The 20,385-nt window shown below is 35.1% G+C and carries 16 protein-coding genes and 1 tRNA gene; 15 read left to right on the forward strand and 2 right to left on the reverse strand.

What is annotated here, in order from left to right; genetic code table 11:
* The first annotated feature begins 406 nt into the window (after window positions 1-406).
* The 6 genes from G634_RS0102495 to pyk all read left to right on the forward strand — a co-directional run bounded on the left by G634_RS0102495 (window position 407) and on the right by pyk (window position 7,185).
* A complete protein-coding gene (locus G634_RS0102495) occupies window positions 407-610 on the forward strand; it encodes a helix-turn-helix transcriptional regulator (RefSeq protein WP_026503975.1) in 204 nt (67 codons plus the stop codon).
* Between the two features lie 2 nt (window positions 611-612).
* On the forward strand, window positions 613-1,113 hold the full coding sequence (locus G634_RS0102500) for a hypothetical protein (RefSeq protein WP_026503976.1): 501 nt from the start codon (window positions 613-615) through the stop codon (window positions 1,111-1,113).
* Window positions 1,114-1,121: 8 nt separating this feature from the next.
* The gene (gene pdxR / locus G634_RS0102505; protein WP_026503977.1) at window positions 1,122-2,510 is read left to right on the forward strand and encodes a MocR-like pyridoxine biosynthesis transcription factor PdxR; all 1,389 of its coding nucleotides are present in this window, start codon (window positions 1,122-1,124) and stop codon (window positions 2,508-2,510) included.
* A gap of 65 nt (window positions 2,511-2,575) precedes the next feature.
* Entirely contained in the window at window positions 2,576-4,735 is a 2,160-nt protein-coding gene (locus G634_RS17690) for an ATP-dependent helicase (protein WP_035798648.1), read from the forward strand.
* A gap of 29 nt (window positions 4,736-4,764) precedes the next feature.
* Complete coding sequence (locus G634_RS0102515; protein WP_026503978.1) at window positions 4,765-5,625, forward strand: YitT family protein; 861 nt, start codon at window positions 4,765-4,767, stop codon at window positions 5,623-5,625.
* A 132-nt stretch (window positions 5,626-5,757) separates the two neighbouring features.
* Window positions 5,758-7,185 carry a pyruvate kinase gene (pyk, locus tag G634_RS0102520; RefSeq protein WP_026503979.1) on the forward strand — a complete coding sequence of 476 codons (1,428 nt, stop codon included), beginning with the start codon at window positions 5,758-5,760 and terminating at the stop codon, window positions 7,183-7,185.
* Between the two features lie 148 nt (window positions 7,186-7,333).
* Here the strand turns inward: pyk and G634_RS0102525 are convergent, their stop codons facing one another.
* Complete coding sequence (locus tag G634_RS0102525) at window positions 7,334-8,224, reverse strand: LacI family DNA-binding transcriptional regulator (RefSeq protein WP_026503980.1); 891 nt, start codon at window positions 8,222-8,224, stop codon at window positions 7,334-7,336.
* A 270-nt stretch (window positions 8,225-8,494) separates the two neighbouring features.
* On the opposite strand from G634_RS0102525, the gene G634_RS20080 reads away from it, so the two are divergent.
* From G634_RS20080 to G634_RS0102560, 7 genes are all read left to right on the forward strand, one after another.
* On the forward strand, window positions 8,495-9,229 hold the full coding sequence (locus tag G634_RS20080; protein ID WP_051233636.1) for a hypothetical protein: 735 nt from the start codon (window positions 8,495-8,497) through the stop codon (window positions 9,227-9,229).
* 12 nt (window positions 9,230-9,241) lie between these two features.
* Window positions 9,242-10,924 carry a glycoside hydrolase family 13 protein gene (locus G634_RS17700; protein ID WP_035798650.1) on the forward strand — a complete coding sequence of 561 codons (1,683 nt, stop codon included), beginning with the start codon at window positions 9,242-9,244 and terminating at the stop codon, window positions 10,922-10,924.
* A complete protein-coding gene (locus tag G634_RS0102540) occupies window positions 10,921-12,372 on the forward strand; it encodes a sugar ABC transporter substrate-binding protein (protein ID WP_026503981.1) in 1,452 nt (483 codons plus the stop codon). Before G634_RS17700 ends, G634_RS0102540 begins: the two co-directional genes overlap by 4 nt.
* Before the next feature lie 186 nt (window positions 12,373-12,558).
* Window positions 12,559-13,845, forward strand: coding sequence for a carbohydrate ABC transporter permease (locus G634_RS0102545; RefSeq protein WP_026503982.1), 1,287 nt, complete (start codon window positions 12,559-12,561; stop codon window positions 13,843-13,845).
* Window positions 13,842-14,669, forward strand: a complete 828-nt coding sequence (locus G634_RS0102550; protein ID WP_026503983.1) for a sugar ABC transporter permease — start codon at window positions 13,842-13,844, stop codon at window positions 14,667-14,669. The genes G634_RS0102545 and G634_RS0102550 overlap by 4 nt, the downstream gene beginning before the upstream one ends.
* Window positions 14,670-15,168: 499 nt before the next feature.
* Entirely contained in the window at window positions 15,169-16,626 is a 1,458-nt protein-coding gene (locus G634_RS0102555; RefSeq protein WP_026503984.1) for a methyl-accepting chemotaxis protein, read from the forward strand.
* 271 nt (window positions 16,627-16,897) lie between these two features.
* Entirely contained in the window at window positions 16,898-17,236 is a 339-nt protein-coding gene (locus tag G634_RS0102560; protein ID WP_026503985.1) for a hypothetical protein, read from the forward strand.
* 105 nt (window positions 17,237-17,341) lie between these two features.
* Here the strand turns inward: G634_RS0102560 and G634_RS0102565 are convergent.
* Window positions 17,342-17,414, reverse strand: a tRNA-Gly gene (locus tag G634_RS0102565).
* Between the two features lie 236 nt (window positions 17,415-17,650).
* On the opposite strand from G634_RS0102565, the gene G634_RS0102570 reads away from it, so the two are divergent.
* Window positions 17,651-19,252 (forward strand): MBL fold metallo-hydrolase RNA specificity domain-containing protein, encoded by a 1,602-nt coding sequence (locus G634_RS0102570; protein ID WP_026503986.1) that lies wholly within the window; start codon window positions 17,651-17,653, stop codon window positions 19,250-19,252.
* 124 nt (window positions 19,253-19,376) lie between these two features.
* Entirely contained in the window at window positions 19,377-20,369 is a 993-nt protein-coding gene (gene thyA, locus G634_RS0102575; protein ID WP_026503987.1) for a thymidylate synthase, read from the forward strand.
* The last annotated feature ends 16 nt before the right edge of the window (window positions 20,370-20,385 follow it).

Raw genomic sequence — 20,385 nt, forward strand, 5'->3', positions numbered from 1 at the left:
AAAGGCTTCGCCTTGGACCAGTTTGCCACTTGACTTTTGTTCTCACGAAACTCGCAGTAAATGCGAGTTTCTGAATGTAAGTGACAAGAAGTCATGACTTCTTGCTGAGATTTAGGATAATCAAAGGAAGATAAACTATTAGTTATATGCAATTTTACTTGCAAAACAGTTACGTTTCCTGATAAGGAGATAGAAGGAGATAAAACACTTCTAATATCAAACTATAGTGAAAATGCAAATGAATCCGTGTTTAGACCGTATGAGGCAAGGATTTATTCAAAAAACTGACAAGAAATAAACTTATCATTAATTTGATAAGTTTATTTTTTTGCAAAGTACACTTGACAAAAAATGCAAAGTATACTATTCTAAACGTGCAAAGTAAACTTTACAAAAAGGAGGGCATATGAAGAATAGGATAAAAGAGCTTCGTAAGGAAAACAAGCTATCGCAGACAGAGCTTGCGGATGCTGTAGGAACTACCAGGCAGACTATTACATCAATAGAAGTCGGGAAATACACAGCATCACTTGGACTTGCGTACAAGATAGCACACTATTTTAACTTAACTATCGAAGAAGTATTCGATTTTTCTAATCTGGAGGATTAAAGATGGAGACAAATACAGCAAAAATGAATAAAATACAGAAAATAAAAAATGAACTTACAAGAAAGAATAGAATCAATCAGTTTTTGATTGGATTAGTGAGCACGTTTTGTTTATTTTTTAGAAATGACTTGGCTGAAGTTTTTTTATCGAATAAGAATAGTGTTCAGGCAGATTTGATAATGGGATTTGTAACTGGTCTTTCAATTGCGTTTATGCTTGTTTGTGTCTATAATATAGCGAAGAATACAAGAGCTATGAAAGATGAGGCATCGCTTACAAAGATTTACAACGAGTTAAATGATGAGCGAATGAAACAGATTGAAGCATTATCTGGAAAAAGAACTGTTGAAATTGCTGCAATCAGCTTTTTAGTACTTGCTTTTATAGTAGGCATTTTTAGTTTTGAGGGTGCTGTAGTACTTGTTGCGGCGACATTTATTATCTGCATTATTAATAAAATAAGCTTTATCTACTATACTAATACATTTACCGGACAGGAGTAACTTTTTAGATGATTACATATGATTTTGAACATATAGAAGGTCCTATTTATGCACATGTATATAAGTGTATTAAAAATGATATTCTTGAAGGAAACTTGAAACCAGGTCAAAAGCTTCCATCCAAGAGAACCTTTGCCAGAAATAATGGTATCAGTACTATTACTATTCAAAATGCATATGATCAGTTAATAAGCGAAGGATATGTTTATACGTTACCCAAAAAAGGATACTATGTTGCTAACATTTCTGGAATGGTTCCAAGAACAGTTTCTAAAGAAATGAAATATGATATAAACATCCCCAAGACTGCAATATATAAATATGATTTTTCCAGCAACGGAGTAGATTCGGATAATTTCCCCTTTTCTATATGGGCAAGGCTTTCAAGAGAAGTTATGTCTGACAACAAAGATGAGCTGATGAAGATTTCACCAACATCTGGAGTAAGACAGCTCAGAGAAGCAATTGCAGAGCACCTTAAGTCTTTTCGCGGAATGATAGTAGATCCAGATCAAATAGTAATTGGCGCAGGAACAGAGTATTTATATGGATTATTAGTACAGCTAATAGGAAAAGATAAAAAATATGCAATAGAAAACCCGGGCTATAAGAAGCTTGCACTTATTTATCAGCATCAAAAGGTAGATTATGGTTATGTGTCAATGGATGAAAAAGGAGTAACTGTTGATAGCCTTAATAAAAGCAGGGCAGATATAGCGCATATATGTCCTAATCACCACTTTCCCACAGGAATTACAATGCCGGCCAGCAGAAGATATGAGATTTTGTCCTGGGCAAATGAGCAAAATGAAAGATATATCGTGGAAGATGATTATGACAGTGAATTCAGGTTGGAGGGAAAGCCTATACCTCCGCTTTTTTCTATTGATGCCTGCGAAAAAGTAATATATATGAATACTTTTTCAAAGTCACTTACACCGACAATAAGAATAAGCTATATGGTGCTTCCTGCTCATCTTATAAACAGGTTTTATGAGGAAATGTCTTTCTATTCTTGTACTGTTTCAAATTTTGAACAGTTTACACTTGCCAGATTTATTTCCGGAGGATATCTGGAAAAGCATATTAATAGAATGAGACTGTATTATACAAGAAAGCGTCAGAGTATCATTGAAGTAATAGAAAAAAGTAATCAAGGTAGTAAGTTTCACATTATTGAAAATGACTCAGGACTTCATTTTCTGTTAAAAATAGAAACAAAACTTTCAGATGTGGAAGTTGAAAGAAAGCTGGAAAAAAATGGAATAAAAATCCGCGCACTTTCTGATTATTATTTTACTAAAGAAGAATGCAGACAGCATTTATTTTTGGTAAACTATTCTAATCTGAGTAGTCAGAAAGTATTCGAGGCAATGCAGATTATTAAAGATATATGACTATAAAGTCTGATATCACTTTTGAAGTTAAAATTATGTAATAGAAGAGGATGCAAAATATCAGAATGGACTTTGAAACATTTAAAAGCAGATATAATGTCAATCTTACCAGTCAGCAGCTTGCAGCGGTGCAAAGCGTAGATAACCCTACGCTTTTACTTGCTGTTCCGGGAAGTGGTAAGACAACAGTGCTTGTAACTCGTTTGGGATATATGATTTTTTGCAGGGGAATTGCACCAGAGAGTATTCTAACCATTACGTATACTGTTGCTGCAACAAAGGATATGCGTAATAGATTTGCTTTGATTTTTGGTCAACAGCTTGCAGACAGAATGGAATTTCGAACCATTAATGGAATATGCGCCAAAATTATTCAATATTATGGAAGATGTGTAGGCAAGAAGCCATATGAGCTTTTAAATGATGAATCAGTTCAAAACAGGCTTCTTCTTGAAATTTACAGGCATTATGAAAAGGGTTATCCAACAGAAAGTGATCTAAAGACTCTAAGCACACTTATTACCTATATCAAAAACATGTCTCTTGATAAAAATGCCATTGCAGCTCTTGGAGAGAGGCAGTCTTTATCTAATCTTTACGAGATGTACAAAAGTTACTGCGATGCAATGAAAGATAAAGGTGTTATGGATTTTGATGATCAGATGGTATATGCAAGGACTATGTTGACTCATGTTCCTTTTTTACGAGAACATTTCCAAAAGGAATATCCATATATATGTGTAGATGAAGCGCAGGATACATCTAAAATACAGCATGAAATTATAGACCTGTTGTCAGGAAATGACAGCAGGTTATTTATGGTTGGTGACGAAGACCAAAGTATTTACGGATTTAGAGCAGCTTACCCAGAAGCACTTCTTCATTTTGAAAAAAAGCATACTAATGCACAGGTTCTCCTAATGGAGACAAATTTCCGTTCAAATGCAAGGATAGTAGAAGTGGCCGACAAGTTTATTCAGCAAAACAGATATCGCCATCCCAAAAGAATGGTACCTTCAAGACCAGAAGGTGCGCAAATAAAGCAGATAAGTGTCAAAAACAGAAAAGGGCAGTATCAGGTTTTGATGAAAGAGGCAAGGCTTCTTGAAAGTCAGGGGAATTCAGATAAAATAACGGCAGTTTTGTATAGGGATAATGAAAGTGCCATTCCGTTTATTAATATGTTGGAAGAAGAGAATATTCCTTATAAATGCAGAAATGCCGACCTTACCTTTTTCTCGAATAGAGTAGTTAATGATATAAGAGATATTATTAGATTTGCCTATGATATGGTAGATGTGGAATTGTTCATGAGAATATATTACAAGCTGGAACTGTACATGAGCAGAGATTTGGCACTTAAGGCCTGCAGGATAAGTGAGAGGAAGAATATTCCTGTTTTGGAGGCAGCAGTAAAGTTTTTAGATCTTCCATCAAATATAAAGAAAAATGCCAAGACTATACAAACACATTTAAATAATTTGAAGACTATTAATGCGGCAGATGCGGTGTATCGTATTCAACACTATATGGGATATAGCGATTATCTTGAGAGAAATCATATTAAACCAAATAAAGTTGAGATATTAGAAGAAATTGGTAGAAACCTGGAAAATCCTAAAATGCTGCTTCAAAGACTTGATGAGCTTAATGAACTTATAAAAGAAAAAGAATATGATCCTAGAGCAAAACTTGTTCTTTCAACAGTGCATTCAAGTAAAGGTCTTGAGTATGATAGTGTCTACTTATTGGATGTAATAGATGGAGTTTTTCCGGAAAAAAGTCCATCGCCAAGTGACAAAATGTCAGATCAGGAAAGGCGCGACTTTGAAGAGGAGAGAAGACTATTCTATGTTGCAATGACTAGAGCAAAAGAAAACTTATCAATTTTCAAGGTTGAAACGCGTTCTTCGGTATTCATTCAGGAAATAAACAGGCCTAAAGTTAATAACAAAGCAACAGTTAAACAAAAAAATATCAAGGTGAACTCTTATTTGAAAAAAACTCCTTATGGTGTAAAAAAATCCTTTCATAAGGTGACTGAAAGCGAATACAGGGAATGTAGAGAAGAATTATCACTTACTGGATATTTAAAACATAAGACATTAGGCGAGGGAGAAATTATATCAATGCCAGATGATTTAATAACAGCATGTTTTGAAGACAATGTGCAAAAAACGTTTTCACTTAAGTATCTTCTGGAACATGATTTACTTGAAATGTAATGATAAAAGACTTGTGTGGAGAAAAAGATATGAGAAAAAAAGATATGTTTGTTGATTTTACGGCCATGACATTTGGAACTCTTATAGTTGCGTTGTCTGTATTTTTCTTTATGGTGCCAAGCCATGCAGCAGTCAGTAGTATTTCGGGACTTGCAATTGTAATTAACAACTTTATACCCTATTCAATTTCGTCTATTACATTTGTAATCAACATTTTTTTGTTGATAATAGGGTTTATTACCTGCGGACATGAATTTGGATTAAAGACTGTTTATACATCACTTCTTATGCCCGTTTTTTTGGGAATATTGGAAAAAATATTTCCTAATGCAAAATCGCTTACAGGAGACGCAACTATTGATGTTATATGTTACATATTTACAGTCAGTATAGGACTTAGCATTTTGTTTAATAGAAATGCGTCTTCAGGAGGACTTGATATAGTTGCAAAAATAATGAACAAGTATCTTCGTATGGATTTAGGAAGAGCTATGTCAATATCAGGTCTTCTCGTAGCTTTTTCTGCGGCACTTGCATTTGATGGAAAGACGGTAGCATTAAGTGTTCTTGGAAGCTACTTTAATGGAATTATCCTTGACCACTTTATTTTTGATCACAATCTAAAGCGTAGAGTGTGCATTGTTTCTCCAAAAGAGGAAGAAATAAGAGATTTTATTCTAAGAGAACTTGGAAGTGGGGCAACGTTATATAAGGCAATCGGTGCTTATAGGATGAAAGAACATACAGAAATAATTACCATTGTTGATAAACAGGAATTTCTTAAACTTATGAATTTTATTCAGGAATGTGATCCGCAGGCGTTTGTTACAGTTTACAAGGTAAGTGATATGCATTATCGTTCCAAAAAACTGGAGGAGAGAATCTTCTGATTTTTATAAAAGCCTCAAAAAAATATGCTTTTTTTCCAAAACTGTCTTGATAAAAAACGTTTCATGTGCGATATTTATTTTGTATGAGGATTTTTATTTTTTGGATTTACGTTTTTGGAGGAAACATTAAATATGAGAAAAACCAAGATTATATGTACCATCGGTCCGGCAAGTTCATCTGAAGCTGTGCTTACAAATATGTGTAAGGCAGGTATGAATGTTGCTAGATTGAATTTCTCTCATGGTGATCATGAAGAGCAGCTTGGAAAGATTAAGATGATTAAGAAAGTTCGTGAAAAATTAGGACTTCCTATCGCAATCATGCTTGATACCAAGGGACCTGAGTACCGTATTGGTGTGTTCAAGGATCACAAAGTTACACTTGAAGAGGGACAGGAATTTACATTTACAACCGATGACTGTGTTGGTGATAATACTCATGTTTCCGTTAATTATAAGGGTTTTGCCGATGATTTGAAAATCGGTGATACTATTCTTGTTAATAATGGTCTTGTAGTATGCGAAGTTATCAAGGTTAAAGGTCATAACGTTACTACAAAGGTTAAGGCTGGTGGTGTTCTTTCTGATAAGAAGAGCATGAACTTCCCAGGTAAGCTTTTGAACAGTAGTTTCCTTAGCGAGCAGGACAAGTCAGATCTTAAGTTTGGTATCGAACAGGATGTTGATTTTGTAGCAGCTTCTTTTGTATCTACAAGAAAAGATGCTCAGGATATGCGTGATTTCCTTGATGCTAACGGCGGAAAAGATATCGATATTATTGCTAAGATTGAGAATCGTGCAGGTGTAGAGAATATCGAAGAGATTTCTGAAGTTGTAGATGGTATCATGGTTGCAAGAGGTGACCTTGGTGTTGAAATTCCTTTCATGGAAGTACCGGCTGTTCAGAAGGAAATTGTTCAGAAGTGTAGACTTCTTGGCAAGAGAGTTATTATCGCTACAGAAATGCTCGAGTCTATGATTAACAATGTTCGTCCTACAAGAGCTGAAATTTCTGACGTTGCCAATGCTGTTTATGATGGAACTTCTGCTATCATGCTTTCTGGAGAATCTGCTGCCGGCAAGTATCCTGTAGAAGCTGTTAGAACAATGTCAGAAGTTGCTGAGTACACAGAGCAGCATATCAATTATGAGAAACGTTTCAAGAATACAGAGTTTGTTAACCGTAACAATCTTGACGCTATTTCTCATTCAACCTGTCAGATGGCTATTGATGTTCAGGCTAAGTGCATCGTAGTAAGCTCAGTAAGTGGACTTACAGCACGCCTTGTCAGCAGATTCCGTTGTCCTGTTACTATCATCGGAATGACAACATCTCATAAGGTATTCAGAAAGCTTGCGCTTTCATGGGGCGTAGTACCTATTTTGTGTGATGAGTTCGAATCACTTGATGTTTTGTTCTTCCATGCTATGCAGCAGGCGGTAAAGAAGCTTGACTTAAAGCTTGGAGATAACGTTGTTCTTACAGGCGGACAGATTGGCGGAACAACAGGTCACACTAATATGATTAAGGTTGAGACAATTCACAAGATGTATAATTAAAATCAATTTGATTTTGTTTTTACAATGCAAATGATTTGTATTACATATGCCTGTCACTACTCAAAAAAGTAGTAAGGTGCTATATTAGAAATTTTATTCTTCCTCAAGAATCTTTAACCTATGAAGGTTCTTGAGGAAGTTTTTTCTTTTAAAAAATCTTATATTCATGCTTTACATCAAATTTCTTTTCCAGGGCATTCATAATGATATTCATTGCAAGATTTGATTTTTTCTCAATATCGTTATAAATAACATGAACTTTTTCGCCGTAGCAAATAGGAGACTCTTTGCTGGATACGATTATTAAATTTTCTGAATTTATGATATGTAAAAGGATAACTCCAAGAGCCTGCCCAAGAGCTACTATTTTTTTTCCTTTTATATCTTCAAAATTATTTTTTTCTACATCAGAAAAAAGCAGTACTCTTTCTTTTGGCATTGCTTCTAAAATATATTTTTGAAAACCTTCATTGCAGTATCTATCTGTGACAAGATAAAAATCATCGCCAAAGATATTTTTTGCTTTCTCGAGAATTCCTTCAATATCTGTATGAATCTGATAGAAAAGAAAATCATTTATCATCATATCCAGGCATAGAATAGGAATAAAATAAAGCCCTGACATCCTTTTAAATTCCTGTTCGCTTAAATCTATGGCTATTATTCCGTCTAATCCTGATACTGGAGCAATACTTTCTGAAGTGTTACTGATAGGAATTAGCTGGCAGTTGAAATTTATTCTTCCAAATCTTTCTGCTAAAAGGTTTATCAGCTGCATTATCTCAATATTTCTGGATGGAGTATCGTGCTTGAAAGAATACATGATACCAATAGAGTAAGTACTTTTTTTCGTATCTATATTTTTGTATTTCTCTGGAATTGAGTAATTTAAAAGATTGGCTATCTGCAGAACCTTTTTTCTGGTAGCGTCACTGATTTTGGTACCCTTTTTATCGTTAAGTACATAAGAAACTGTGGCAACAGATACCCCGGCTTTTTGGGCAATGTCGCGTACCGTTGCTTTTTTTTCGTTCATCATTTGTTTTCCTTCTTGTTATTATTCTGATTTATCAGATTTCTGAATTAGGACCTTGTGCTAATTGATTCATAAACTCGCAGTTACTGCTATTTTCGTGAGAAAGTAATACTAACGGCAAACTGCGTGAAATCATCTTTCACTTAACAAGTTAACCTAATAATATCAAAAGTTCACGGTATTGACAAGGATAAATAAAAGTGATAGAAATAATTTAACAGTTAAGTTAACAAGGTTAACAAATAGATCAATTATATTTATGGAGGTGTTTTTATGAAGCGTAGAGTATTTGGTACGAAGGCAGCTGTTGTTTGCTTGGGGATTATGATAGCAGCATCTACACTTGCAGGATGTTCTTCGAAAAAAACTGAGGACGCAGCAAAAGAGGAAGTAACTATTACATTCATGAGAAGTGATAAGACACTTGGTCAGGCGAAGGCTGCAAAGGGAGAAGTTTTAGACAAAGGTTTATATGAATCTTATGAAAAGAGCGATGATGCAGAGTTTAATGGATGGTTTGAAACACCAACATTTGTAGCACCAAGCAAAAAAGATTTGACTAAAGATACATTTGATAGTGATACCACTCTTTATGGAGATTTCAGAGCGCAGGAAGCTAAAGAAGACACAAGACACTGGTATATTGCAGGAACATCTGAAAAAGGAATCTTAAAGTCAAATAACTGGGCTGGAAAGCTTAGTGATGAAGAAAAGAAACAATTCGAACTTGTACCAACAGGAAAGAATAAGAATGAGTTTTCTCTTACTATAGACTTTGAAGAGGGTGATCAGTTCCAGGTTATTCCAGACTGGTCATGGGAAGGTCAAAAAGGTTTTGGTAAGTTTACTCAAATTGATGAAAATGATGCTGAGAATGCAGGCGGACTTGATGCGTCTAAAGATAAGTCAAATGTGCAGATAAAGACAGCTGGTAATTATACAATCACACTTACTACTAATCCTGATAATCCGGCACAGGATACGCTTACACTTGTTAGAAACAAATGATTGGAGCATCAGATGAATCAGTTTGCAATGTTACATATTACCGACTCTGAGTATTGTTTTCCGGTTTCTGAAAATGAAATTGTAATAAGGCTTAGAGCTGCGAAGAATGATTTGGTAAAAGTCTGGATAATATATGAAAGTAAGTATCAGATAGGTATAAGTCAGCAGAAAAAGCTTATGGAAAAAGAACTTAGCGGAACAATGTTTGATTATTATGCTATAAGATTGAACCTTACAGATACGAGACTTGCATATGTATTCTATGTATTTGATGGAAAAGATTATTACTATTTTTCCGAAGACGGAGCTACAAAAGAGTATGATTTTAAGAAAGGATATTATAATTTTTTCCAGTATCCTTATATCAATAGGGCTGATATAGCAGATAGAGTTGAATGGCTTACAAATGCTTTTTTCTATCAGATATTTATAGATAGATTTTGCATCGGTGATGCCTACAAAGACATGGATTATATCAATCTTAGATGGGGAGATATTCCAAATCCTAAAAGCTTTGCTGGAGGAGACTTAAAGGGAATACTAAACAAAGTGGATTATATACATAAACTTGGCTTTAATGCACTTTATTTAACACCAATTTTTAAGTCTATATCAAATCATAAGTATGATATTATTGATTATTTCGAAATAGATAGACATTTTGGAACAAAGGAAGATTTGAAAAAACTTGTCAAAACGCTACATGAAAAAGGTATGAAGATTGTACTCGATGCAGTATTTAATCATGTAAGCGAGTTAAACACAATGTTTGCAGATGTAGTAAAAAAAGGCAGACAATCTCCATATCACGACTATTTTGTAATACGAGGAGATTATCCTACAAAAGATCCTCTTAACTATGAAGTCTTTGCCAGCTGTGACTATATGCCTAAATGGAATACATCAAATAAAAAAGTTCAGGACTATCTTATTTCGATTGCAAAATATTATATTGAGGAATTCGATATCGATGGTTGGAGACTGGACGTATCCGATGAAATAAGCCACGATTTCTGGAGAAGATTCAGGAAAGAAATAAAGTCTGTTAAAAAAGATGCGGCCATAATTGGAGAAAACTGGCATAATGCTTCTAATTATTTGAAGGGCGATCAGTATGACAGTATTATGAATTATGCATTTACAAAGGCAGCGCTTGACTATTTTGCTTATGACAAGATGGATGCAGAGGCAGTATCTAATAAACTAAATGATATTTTGGCAAGAAACAGTGATACTGTTAATGATATGATGATGAATCTTCTTGATAGTCACGACACAGACAGATTTTTTAGCGAGGTTCATAAGGATAAGATAAAACTTAAAGCTGCGTTATGTTTATTGTATCTTTTCCCAGGTTCTCCTTCAGTGTTTTATGGAACTGAGAATTATACAGAAGGTGGCTATGATCCTGATTGCAGAAGATGCATGGATTGGGATAAGGCAAGTTCCAAAGATAATGATATTATCCCTCTTTTGCAAAAGCTTTCTGAAATCAGAAATAAATGCAGATTTGTTTTTGAAGGAACAAGAATTTATTCTTCTGAGGATAAAAAACTGTTATGCATGGAAAGACATGGTGAAAAATCCTGTGCAAAACTGCTTATTAATATGACAAACGAGCCTGGAATGGATGAAAGTATACCAGTAGAGGCAAGAAGCTTTAGATTGTTTGTAGATGGAGGAAGTGTGATATGAAAACTTTAAAAAAAGTTGTATCGTTTTTTTTGGCAGCATCGATGTGTATGGGAATGACTGCCTGCAAGAGCAGTAGTAATGCAGCAAATGGGGATGAGTCAAAAGACGGAAAAATTACACTTAGAATTCTTGAAAATGACACTGCAAAGTCTCAAGGGTATCTTGATGAACTTTTGAAAGCTTTTAATGAAGCTTATAAAGATAAAGGAATATGCGCTGTCGATGCAAATATGGAAGAATACAGTGACCTTGCCGAAAATGGCCCTTATGGCTATGGCCCTGACGTTATTTATCAAGCAAATGATAAGCTTATGGCATATGCAGAAGACAAACATATTCTTGCACTTAACAGAGATGATTTTGAGTCTTCACAGTATATTCCTGACGAGGCATGGAATGCATTTGAGATAAATGTTGATGGCAAAAATTATACATGTGGTATTCCAGTAAATGTTCAGGAGCCTATGCTTTTTTACAGAAAGGATAAGCTTCCTGAAAACTGGGAAAAAGACTGGGATAAAGATGGAGACAAGACTCCGGATTTCTTCCAAGATTTTGGAAGTCTCTACAAATTCTCAAAGCAAATGGTTGAGGAGTCAAAGGGAAAGAACTATGGTCTTGTTGCTCCCTGCAATGACCTTTATATGATGGCAGAGTTTTTCTTTTCGTATGACGGATATGTGTTTGGAAAAAACAAAGATGGTGTGTTTGATTCCAAGGATATAGGCTTTAATAAGGCAGATTGTGCTAAGGGAATGACTGCACTTAAGACATTTGCAACTGTTATGAATGAAGAAGCAATTGATGATTCAATTAAGCAAAGTAGATATTCTAAAGTTGCTGATGGAACATATTTTTGCTCTATTTCTACTCCTGACACATATGTTCTTTTCCATGATAAGCTTGCTCTTGTATATGAAAAAGAAGGCTTAAGCAAAGAAGAAGCAGCAAAGAAAGCTACAGAAAATCTGGGAATGATAGAGATGCCTTCCAAGATGCCTTCTGATGGTAACCTTGAAGGAGATAAGAAAGATAAAGATACTATCGTAATGGGTGGTATTAATGGATATGGTATAAGTGCCTATACCAAGCACAAGGAGGCTTGTATAGAGTTCGTTAACTTTGCAACTGGTAAGGAAATGATTACAAAGAGAGCTCAAATTCTTGGAATTGCACCTACAAGATCAGATGTTGCCAAAGAAATGGGCGGAGTTACCAATACAATATTCGAAAGTCTTAACGCAGGCCACATCTATCTTATGCCTTCTATAAAAGCGGTTGATCAGATTTGGGATCCTATGCAGACTTTATTAAGCGATATTGCAAAAGATGCGTTTAGAGAAAAGAAAGGTGAAAAAATCAAATACGCTGACGAAAAGTCTATTCAAAGTGCGCTTGATAATGCATCAAAGAGCATCTATGATGCGATTTACACATTAGCAAATTAAGATGTTGGAATTTGTGATATTTGAGACATGAGATTTATTTTATAAGATAATAAACTGTTTTTAAGAAAGTAGTATCAAGTAACGTTGTAGTCACTGTTCACAGGAAAATGTGCATTTCCAAGTTGATTGTTTTCTAGTTAAATCAATAACTTTGGAAATGCGCATAATAATAGAGAGAAATGTTAAATGAAAAAAAGTAGTTTCAAAACGAAAAGTTCTTATATAATTATGGGACTTGGACAATTTCTGTATGGTCAGAGAATAAAAGGCATATTATATATGTCTGTTCTTGGATTATACCTTTGGTATTTTTGTATGCAAGGGTTACAGGATATGATAGGCTTCTTTACCTTGGGAACTCAGGAAGCTGATCCATGGCTGGGAGTAGAAGGTGATGATTCTATCATAATGCTCCTTAGAGGAATTTTGGCATTTTTGGTGCTTACAGCAGTAGTTCTTATATATATTGCTAATATAAAAGATGTCAAAAAGACTGAAAATCTTGTAAGTCAGGGAAAGATTGTTCCGGGATTTTGGAAGTCTTTACTGGATTTTACAGATAAGAAATTTTATGTTGTTGCTTTATTTTTGCCTATCGTAGGAGTTGCGGTATTTAATGTGCTTCCTATTATATTCATGATACTTATCGCATTCACAAATTATGGAGGAAATATCGTTCCACCAAAACTTGTGGATTGGATAGGCCTTGGGAATTTCAAGCAGATTTTTGCATTATCAGGAATAAAAAGTACGTTTGTTAAAATACTTGGATGGAACATTTTATGGGCAGTACTTGCAACATTTATTAACTATTTTGGAGGACTTTTGCTTGCTCTTCTTTTGAATAAAAAGTGTGTTAAGGGAAAGAGCTTTTGGCGTGCATTCCCTATTCTTGCATATGCAGTACCTGGATTTATAACGCTTCTTGGATTTAAATTTATGTTTTCCTATGGCGGACCTATTAACTATTATCTTAAAATGCTTGGTTCACAGCCTATAGGATTTTTGGATATAGATGCTGGATGGAAAGCAAGAATTATAGGACTTTTGGTTAATGCATGGATATCAATCCCTACTTCAATGCTTCTTGCAACAGGTATTTTGTCCAATATGAACACGGAACTTTATGAGGCTGCAAGCCTTGATGGCGCAGGAAGATGGAAACAGTTTACCAAACTTACATTGCCCTTTGTTATTTTTTCAACAACACCTACTCTTATAACCAGCTTTGTTGGAAACTTCAATAATTTTGGTGTGTTTTATTTCCTTAGAGGCGGTTTATATCTTGATAAATACTTTTTGGCAAGTGACACGGATTTATTGATTAACTGGCTGTATAACCTGTCTATCGACAACAACTATTATGGAATCGGGGCAGCAGTAAGTCTTATAATATTCGTTATTACTTCGCTTATATCATTGACAGCATATGTGAATTCACAGGCATTTAAGAAGGAGGATACATTCAGATGAAAAAAGGTAGAATATCTGAAGCAGTAATAACATATGTGATACTTATTGCAGTATCCTTTATATTCTTTTTTCCTGTATTGTGGTTGGTACTTGCTTCATTCTCAGCTTCTGGTTCTATTTATGACTTTGAGGGATTTTTCCCGAAAAGCTATAGTTTGTCAACTTATCAGAAACTTTTTACTGATACTCAGATGTATGACTATCCAAGCTGGCTTAGAAATACACTTTTTGTATCAGCCTTTTGCTGCGTGTTATCAACTGTATTGGTAATACTGACAGCATATACAATGAGTAGATTTAGATTCAAGATGAGAAAACCGCTTATGAAGACAACACTGGTACTTAGTATGTTCCCAAGTTTTATGGGAATGACAGCGGTTTATCTTATCATGATTAATTTTAATATGATTAACAATCTGTGGAGTCTTATACTTATTTATTCAGCAGGGGCTCCAATGGGATATTTGGTACAAAAAGGTTATTTTGATACGATAAGCAACTCTATTTATGAAGCAGCGCGTATAGATGGAGCTTCGAATCCTACTATCTTCTTTAAGGTTACACTTCCATTGTCGAAACCTATTTTGGTGTATACAGCACTGACCTCTTTTGCATGGCCTTGGAGTGATTTTATTTTACCGAATATGCTTCTTAAAAATAGAGATCTGTGGACGGTTGCAGTAGGACTTACACATTTGGATGATACTGAATTTTCAAGATTTGCAGCAGGAGCAATATTTATCGCAGTACCGATTGTAATATTGTATTTTGCACTTTCCAGATTCCTCGTAGCAGGTGTATCTGACGGAGCCGTGAAGCAGTAAATGCGAGTTTCTGAATATAAGTGACAAGAAGTCATGACTTCTTTGTTATTTGAACTAATTAGATGAGTTCTGATGGCTTGTAATATTTCATGAGCAGAACTGTTTATAAACGTTGGTTCGTAAGCCCCGGTTTTTAGCGCATTACGAACCATTACGTTTATAATCAAGCGAAAGCGTGTCTGCGACGAAATATACAAACATCAGAACAGATTATATAAAAATAAAAAAGTATAGATTTTTGTCACTGCGTTCCAAAAACCACGCAAACTGGTCATTTAAAAAGGCTTCACCTTGGACCAGTTTGCCGCTTGACTTTTGTTCTCACGAAACTCGCAGTAAATGCGAGTTTCTGAATGAAGTTGACAAGAAGTTATGACTTCTTGCTGAAATCTAGGACAATAAACTACAGTTTTTACTAAAAATAGTTTTAATAATACCGATATACCTTATATAGGCATGACTGAGGATGTTATTGTCATATTCAGAAAGGAGTTTTGTCATGACAGAAAAACAATATGTTATTGCTAACAGAAATGCTTTTCGTGTTTATATCGGGGTTATGATATGCTGTTATGTGGTAATGATAAGTGAAATCGTATTATTTGGTTTTCAGCCAAGATTTGCATTAGGTCTTTTGGCAGCAACTGTTGGAACGGTTGGTTTATGCATTGGTTTTTTTAAGCATGCGCATGAACATAAAGGTGAGGTAATAATAATGGTTAGTGTAGCTACTGGCTTTATAATTGTCATGTGCTGCACTAATTATCTTGCCTATTATTCTATGGGACTTGGCGTAGTAATGGTTAGTATGATGTATCTTAACAGAAAAGCTACTACGACAGGAATGATAGGTCTTACGATTGGAATGCTGGTCATAATGCTTAACCATCTTGTAGTAGATTTTAAAGGAAATATTTTGGAATGCGTAGTACTATTTCTTGAAAACGGAATGTGCATTTTGGCTGCATTCCAGACTATTTCTACACTTGTAAGCTTTAATGAAGAAAATGCAAGAAATCTCCAGGAAAGTGCTAAAAAAGAGTCGGAGAAGGCTTCGAATATAACTGATATTGCAAGTAACATAGCAGACTTATTCGAAGAATCAAGAGGAAGAATTCATGAAATGTCAGATATTATGGATACTTCCAATAACAGTATTAATAATATTGCCAAAAGTAGTGAGTCAACTGCGGAAGCTGTTACAGAACAGGCGGCAAGAGTTAGTGATATCAAAACACAAACTGATTCAGCTCAGGAAATGGCACGTGAGATGATATCTGCAGGAAGTGAAGCAAAAGAGTATGTTACAAATGGAGTAAGCGCAATATCCTTGCTTAGAGAAAAGGCAGAGGGAGTATCCAAAGCAAGCGATATTACACATGAGTCAACCCAATCTGTTCTTGAAAGAATAGAAGCTGTAGAGAATATTGTGGGGTCTATTATTGCTATAGCAAAGAGAACAAATCTATTGGCACTTAATGCATCTATCGAAGCTGCAAGAGCAGGTGAAGCAGGAAAAGGCTTCGCTGTTGTAGCAGAAGATGTTAGAAAACTTTCAGAGCAGACGAATGAGGCTTCAAATGAGATTGCAGGTATTATAACAGAACTTACCAAGGAAGCCAGTAAGGCTATGGAAAGTGTCGAGCAGACTGTTGAATCTGTTAAAGCGCAGAACGAAGCTATTATGACAACAGAGGAAAGTTTTAATTCGATTAATGAAAGTGTTGGAGTATTGCTTAACAATGTAGATACAATTGGAGAAAAAATGGAAGCTATTGCGGAAGCGACAAATGAGATAAGTGATAATATTTCAAATCTGTCTGCAACTAGTCAGGAAGTGGCATCATTATCAAATGAAGGTGCAAATGCTTCGAGTACAGCAAAAGAAAATTTTGATGAACTTCATCAGCTTCTTAGAAAAATAAACGCAGAAGCCGGAAAACTGTCAAATATGTAAAAAAACTCTTAGACTAAAATGATTATTTACTAGATTGTAGTAAAAGCGGATAAATCTATAAAATTAAAAGAAAAGTAATAGTTGCAAATAGCAATCGATAATCCCCTTCTTACTAGACAATGTTATGTTCAGTAAGAAGGGGGATTTTTATGGCAAAAACTCATGAAACTTATTGGTGTGAAAATTTAACAAAAGCTTCCTAATTGACAAAAAAGTTAAGGATGATACAATAAAAATGTAACCATATGTAAAAAAGTGGAGGATAATAACTATGAGAAGAGTTCTGATTGCAATAGCTGTTATAGTAGCCGCGGTTGCATGTATAGTGATTCTTTTTCCAAAAGGAATAAGCATTACTATCTGCAATAATTCTGTGCATGATGTTAATGAAGTTTCAATATCATGTGGAGATAAAGATAGCAAAGAGTATAGTATTAATTTAAGGCCGGGAAAAAAGGAAACAGTAAAATATGAACTTCCGGATGACTTTGATGAAGGCAGACTTACTATTTGCTATAAAGATAAAGATGGTAAAAAGAAAACGGAAGTTTTAGAAGGCTACGTTGAAAAAGGAGATAGAATAAAAACGACATTTACTATAAATGATTAGGCTCTTAAGTGATGGGAGTTAACATTCAGAAGAAAGAATTGTAATATTAAAGCGGATATAGAAAAAACCTCAAGCACAGCTTGAGGTTTTTTTGATAAAATAAAAAGCGATAGACGGGGCTCGAACCCGCGGTCTCGACCTTGGCAAGGTCGCGCGTTACCAACTACGCCACTATCGCATTTCTGATACTTGAACCGACATCTGTCGGACAAAAAATATATTACTTCTTTTTAATCTCTTTGTCAACACTTTTTTCAAAAAAATATTAGTGTTAATATTAATATGATTCAAGAAAGCAATTCGTTCACATCATCATTTACATCAGTTTATTTGAAATACCTTTTTATCCAAACATCTTTAGTATGATTAAGATAACATCGACACCTCTTTTTCCCACTAACAAGGAGAATGCGTATGAAACTAACTTTTATCGGAGCAGATCATGAAGTAACCGGAAGTTGTCATGTTATAGAAGTATGTGGCAAAACAATTCTTATCGATTATGGTATGGAACAGGGAAAAGATGTGTATGAAAACGCAAAACTTCCTGTTTCTGCGGCACTTGTTGACTATGTTTTCTTAACTCACGCACATGTTGATCACAGCGGACTTCTTCCACTTTTATATGCACAGGGATTTAGAGGATCTATTTTTGCCACTAGAGCGACAACTGATTTATGCAGTATTATGTTAAGAGATTGTGCTCACATCCAAATGCAGGAAGCTGAGTGGCATACAAGAAAAGGAAAAAGAAGCAGCAAAATTAAGCAAATCGAACCTCTTTATGTAATGGAGGATGCTGAAGGCGTTATGCGTCTTTTTGTTTCCTGTGAGTATGATGAGGTGATAGATGTTTGTGAGGGAATTCAAATTCGTTTTACCGATATTGGCCATCTCCTTGGCTCTGCCAGCATAGAAGTATGGATGGAAGAGAAAGGCCAAAAGAGAAAAATTGTTTTTTCTGGCGATATTGGAAACAAATCCCAACCTCTTTTAAGAGATCCCAAGACAACTGATGAAGCCGACTATGTAGTTATGGAATCTACCTATGGAGACAGGCTTCATGCGGCTCAAAAAACAAATTATGTTTACGAACTAGCAGAGATTTTGAATAGTACGTTTGCAAGAGGAGGAAATGTTGTAATTCCATCTTTTGCAGTTGGAAGAACGCAGGAAATGTTATATTTTCTTCGTCAAATAAAAGAGCGGAATCTTGTAACTGCTCTTCCAAACTTTCCAGTTTATGTTGATAGTCCCATGGCCGTTGATGCAACAGAAATATTTAATAATCATCAGTACAAGTATTATGAAGAGGAGGCACTTAATCTTATAAGAAAAGGTATAAATCCTATTACTTTTCCCGGATTAAAGTTGTCTATAACAAAAGAGGAATCAGTTGGAATAAACTTTGATGAAACACCAAAAGTTATTTTGTCTGCCTCAGGAATGTGTGATGCGGGCAGAATCAAGCACCATCTCAAGCATAATCTCTGGAGAAAAGAATGCACGATATTATTTGTGGGATATCAGTCGATAGGAACACTTGGACGTGCTATTATAGATGGGGCAACGCAAGTTAAAGTTCTTGGTGAGGAAGTTGATGTTAATGCTCAAATCGCTAAACTTGAGGGGTTGTCTGGACATGCTGACAGAGACGGACTTACTGAGTGGATAAGAAGTTTTCGCAAAATGCCAAGGAGAGTATTCATCGTCCACGGTGAAGATTCGGTAACGGTTGCTTTTTCACAGTTTTTGGAAAAAGAATATGGATTTAATACGTATGCTCCATATAGTGGAACGGTATTTGATTTAGTAAATGGCCGTTTTGAGAAAGAAGCAATTCCTATTCCTGCGCAGAAGAAAACTGCCATTACAGGACAGGATGTTTACTCAAGGCTTAAGGCAGCAGGTGCAAGACTTGTTGCGCTTATTACGCGTCTTGAGGGATTAAGCAATAAAGATAAAGCAAAATTTGCAGATCAGATTAATTCACTTTGTGATAAATGGGAAAAATAATATAAATATATTGGATAAGTATGATGCTTGAAACATTTTTTTGTTGATAATAAAATGATTCGAGTGTTAATAATTTTTAGTTGCTATATTGTATTCAGATTGAAGAAATGATGGGAGAATAAAATTGTCAAAAGCAGATGAAATTTTTATATCAATGTGTAAGGAAATTTTAGAAAATGGTACTAGTACCAAAGGACAAAAAGTTCGTCCGCACTGGGAAGATGGAACTCTTGCCTATACATTAAAGAGTTTTGGTCAGGTTCATACTTATGATCTTTCTGAAGAATTTCCTATTATGACGCTTAGAAAGACTGCTCTTAAGAGCGCAACAGATGAGATGTTGTGGATTTATCAAAAAAAATCCAACAATATTAATGACCTGAATTCTCATATCTGGGATGAATGGGCAGATGAAGCCGGCTCAATCGGAAAAGCTTATGGATACCAGATTGGAGAAAAAAATAAATATAAGGGTGTAACAATAGAAGGTCTTGACGAGGCTTTTTCTAATTGGGAAAAGAAAGAAACTATAGATACAGTTGAATACAGACATGTAGGTCTTGATAATTCCAAAAACGTGGAGGCAGATATTGTTTTTGATAAAAAGAATAATATTGCAATCATGGATCAGATGAACAAGGTTATATATGATTTGAAGATTACACCTTTCAGCAGACGTATCATGACTACAACCTGGCATGTAAGTGAACTGTCTGAAATGAACTTGGAGCCATGTGCTTATAGTATGACTTACAATGTTACTCAGGAAAAAGATGATGATAAGCTTACACTTAACGCAATTTTGAATCAGCGTTCACAGGATATGCTGGCTGCCAATAACTGGAATATTGTTCAGTATGCAGTTTTATTGCATATGCTGGCACAGGTAGTAGGTATGAAGGTCGGAAAACTTGTTCACGTAATAGCTGACTGTCATATTTATGACAGACACATTCCTCTTATCAAAGAGCTTATTGAGAGAACGCCACTTCCTGCACCTAAATTTGTACTTAATCCTGACATCAAGGATTTCTATGATTTCACCAGAAATGATGTTAAAGTGGAAGGATACGAGGTTGCGGGCAATCAGATAACAAATATTCCGATTGCAATTTGACAAATAAAAAAGAAAA

The sequence above is a fragment of the Butyrivibrio sp. NC3005 genome, assembly GCF_000424545.1.
In the GTDB taxonomy this organism is placed as follows: domain Bacteria; phylum Bacillota; class Clostridia; order Lachnospirales; family Lachnospiraceae; genus Butyrivibrio.

Coding starts and splice junctions, on each gene's coding strand:
- G634_RS0102495 (WP_026503975.1), top strand. CDS start 407: ATGAAGAATAGGATAAAAGAGCTTCGTAAGGAAAACAAGCTATCGCAG.
- G634_RS0102500 (WP_026503976.1), top strand. CDS start 613: ATGGAGACAAATACAGCAAAAATGAATAAAATACAGAAAATAAAAAAT.
- pdxR (WP_026503977.1), top strand. CDS start 1,122: ATGATTACATATGATTTTGAACATATAGAAGGTCCTATTTATGCACAT.
- G634_RS17690 (WP_035798648.1), top strand. CDS start 2,576: ATGGACTTTGAAACATTTAAAAGCAGATATAATGTCAATCTTACCAGT.
- G634_RS0102515 (WP_026503978.1), top strand. CDS start 4,765: ATGAGAAAAAAAGATATGTTTGTTGATTTTACGGCCATGACATTTGGA.
- pyk (WP_026503979.1), top strand. CDS start 5,758: ATGAGAAAAACCAAGATTATATGTACCATCGGTCCGGCAAGTTCATCT.
- G634_RS0102525 (WP_026503980.1), bottom strand. CDS start 8,224: ATGATGAACGAAAAAAAAGCAACGGTACGCGACATTGCCCAAAAAGCC.
- G634_RS20080 (WP_051233636.1), top strand. CDS start 8,495: ATGAAGCGTAGAGTATTTGGTACGAAGGCAGCTGTTGTTTGCTTGGGG.
- G634_RS17700 (WP_035798650.1), top strand. CDS start 9,242: ATGAATCAGTTTGCAATGTTACATATTACCGACTCTGAGTATTGTTTT.
- G634_RS0102540 (WP_026503981.1), top strand. CDS start 10,921: ATGAAAACTTTAAAAAAAGTTGTATCGTTTTTTTTGGCAGCATCGATG.
- G634_RS0102545 (WP_026503982.1), top strand. CDS start 12,559: ATGAAAAAAAGTAGTTTCAAAACGAAAAGTTCTTATATAATTATGGGA.
- G634_RS0102550 (WP_026503983.1), top strand. CDS start 13,842: ATGAAAAAAGGTAGAATATCTGAAGCAGTAATAACATATGTGATACTT.
- G634_RS0102555 (WP_026503984.1), top strand. CDS start 15,169: ATGACAGAAAAACAATATGTTATTGCTAACAGAAATGCTTTTCGTGTT.
- G634_RS0102560 (WP_026503985.1), top strand. CDS start 16,898: ATGAGAAGAGTTCTGATTGCAATAGCTGTTATAGTAGCCGCGGTTGCA.
- G634_RS0102570 (WP_026503986.1), top strand. CDS start 17,651: ATGAAACTAACTTTTATCGGAGCAGATCATGAAGTAACCGGAAGTTGT.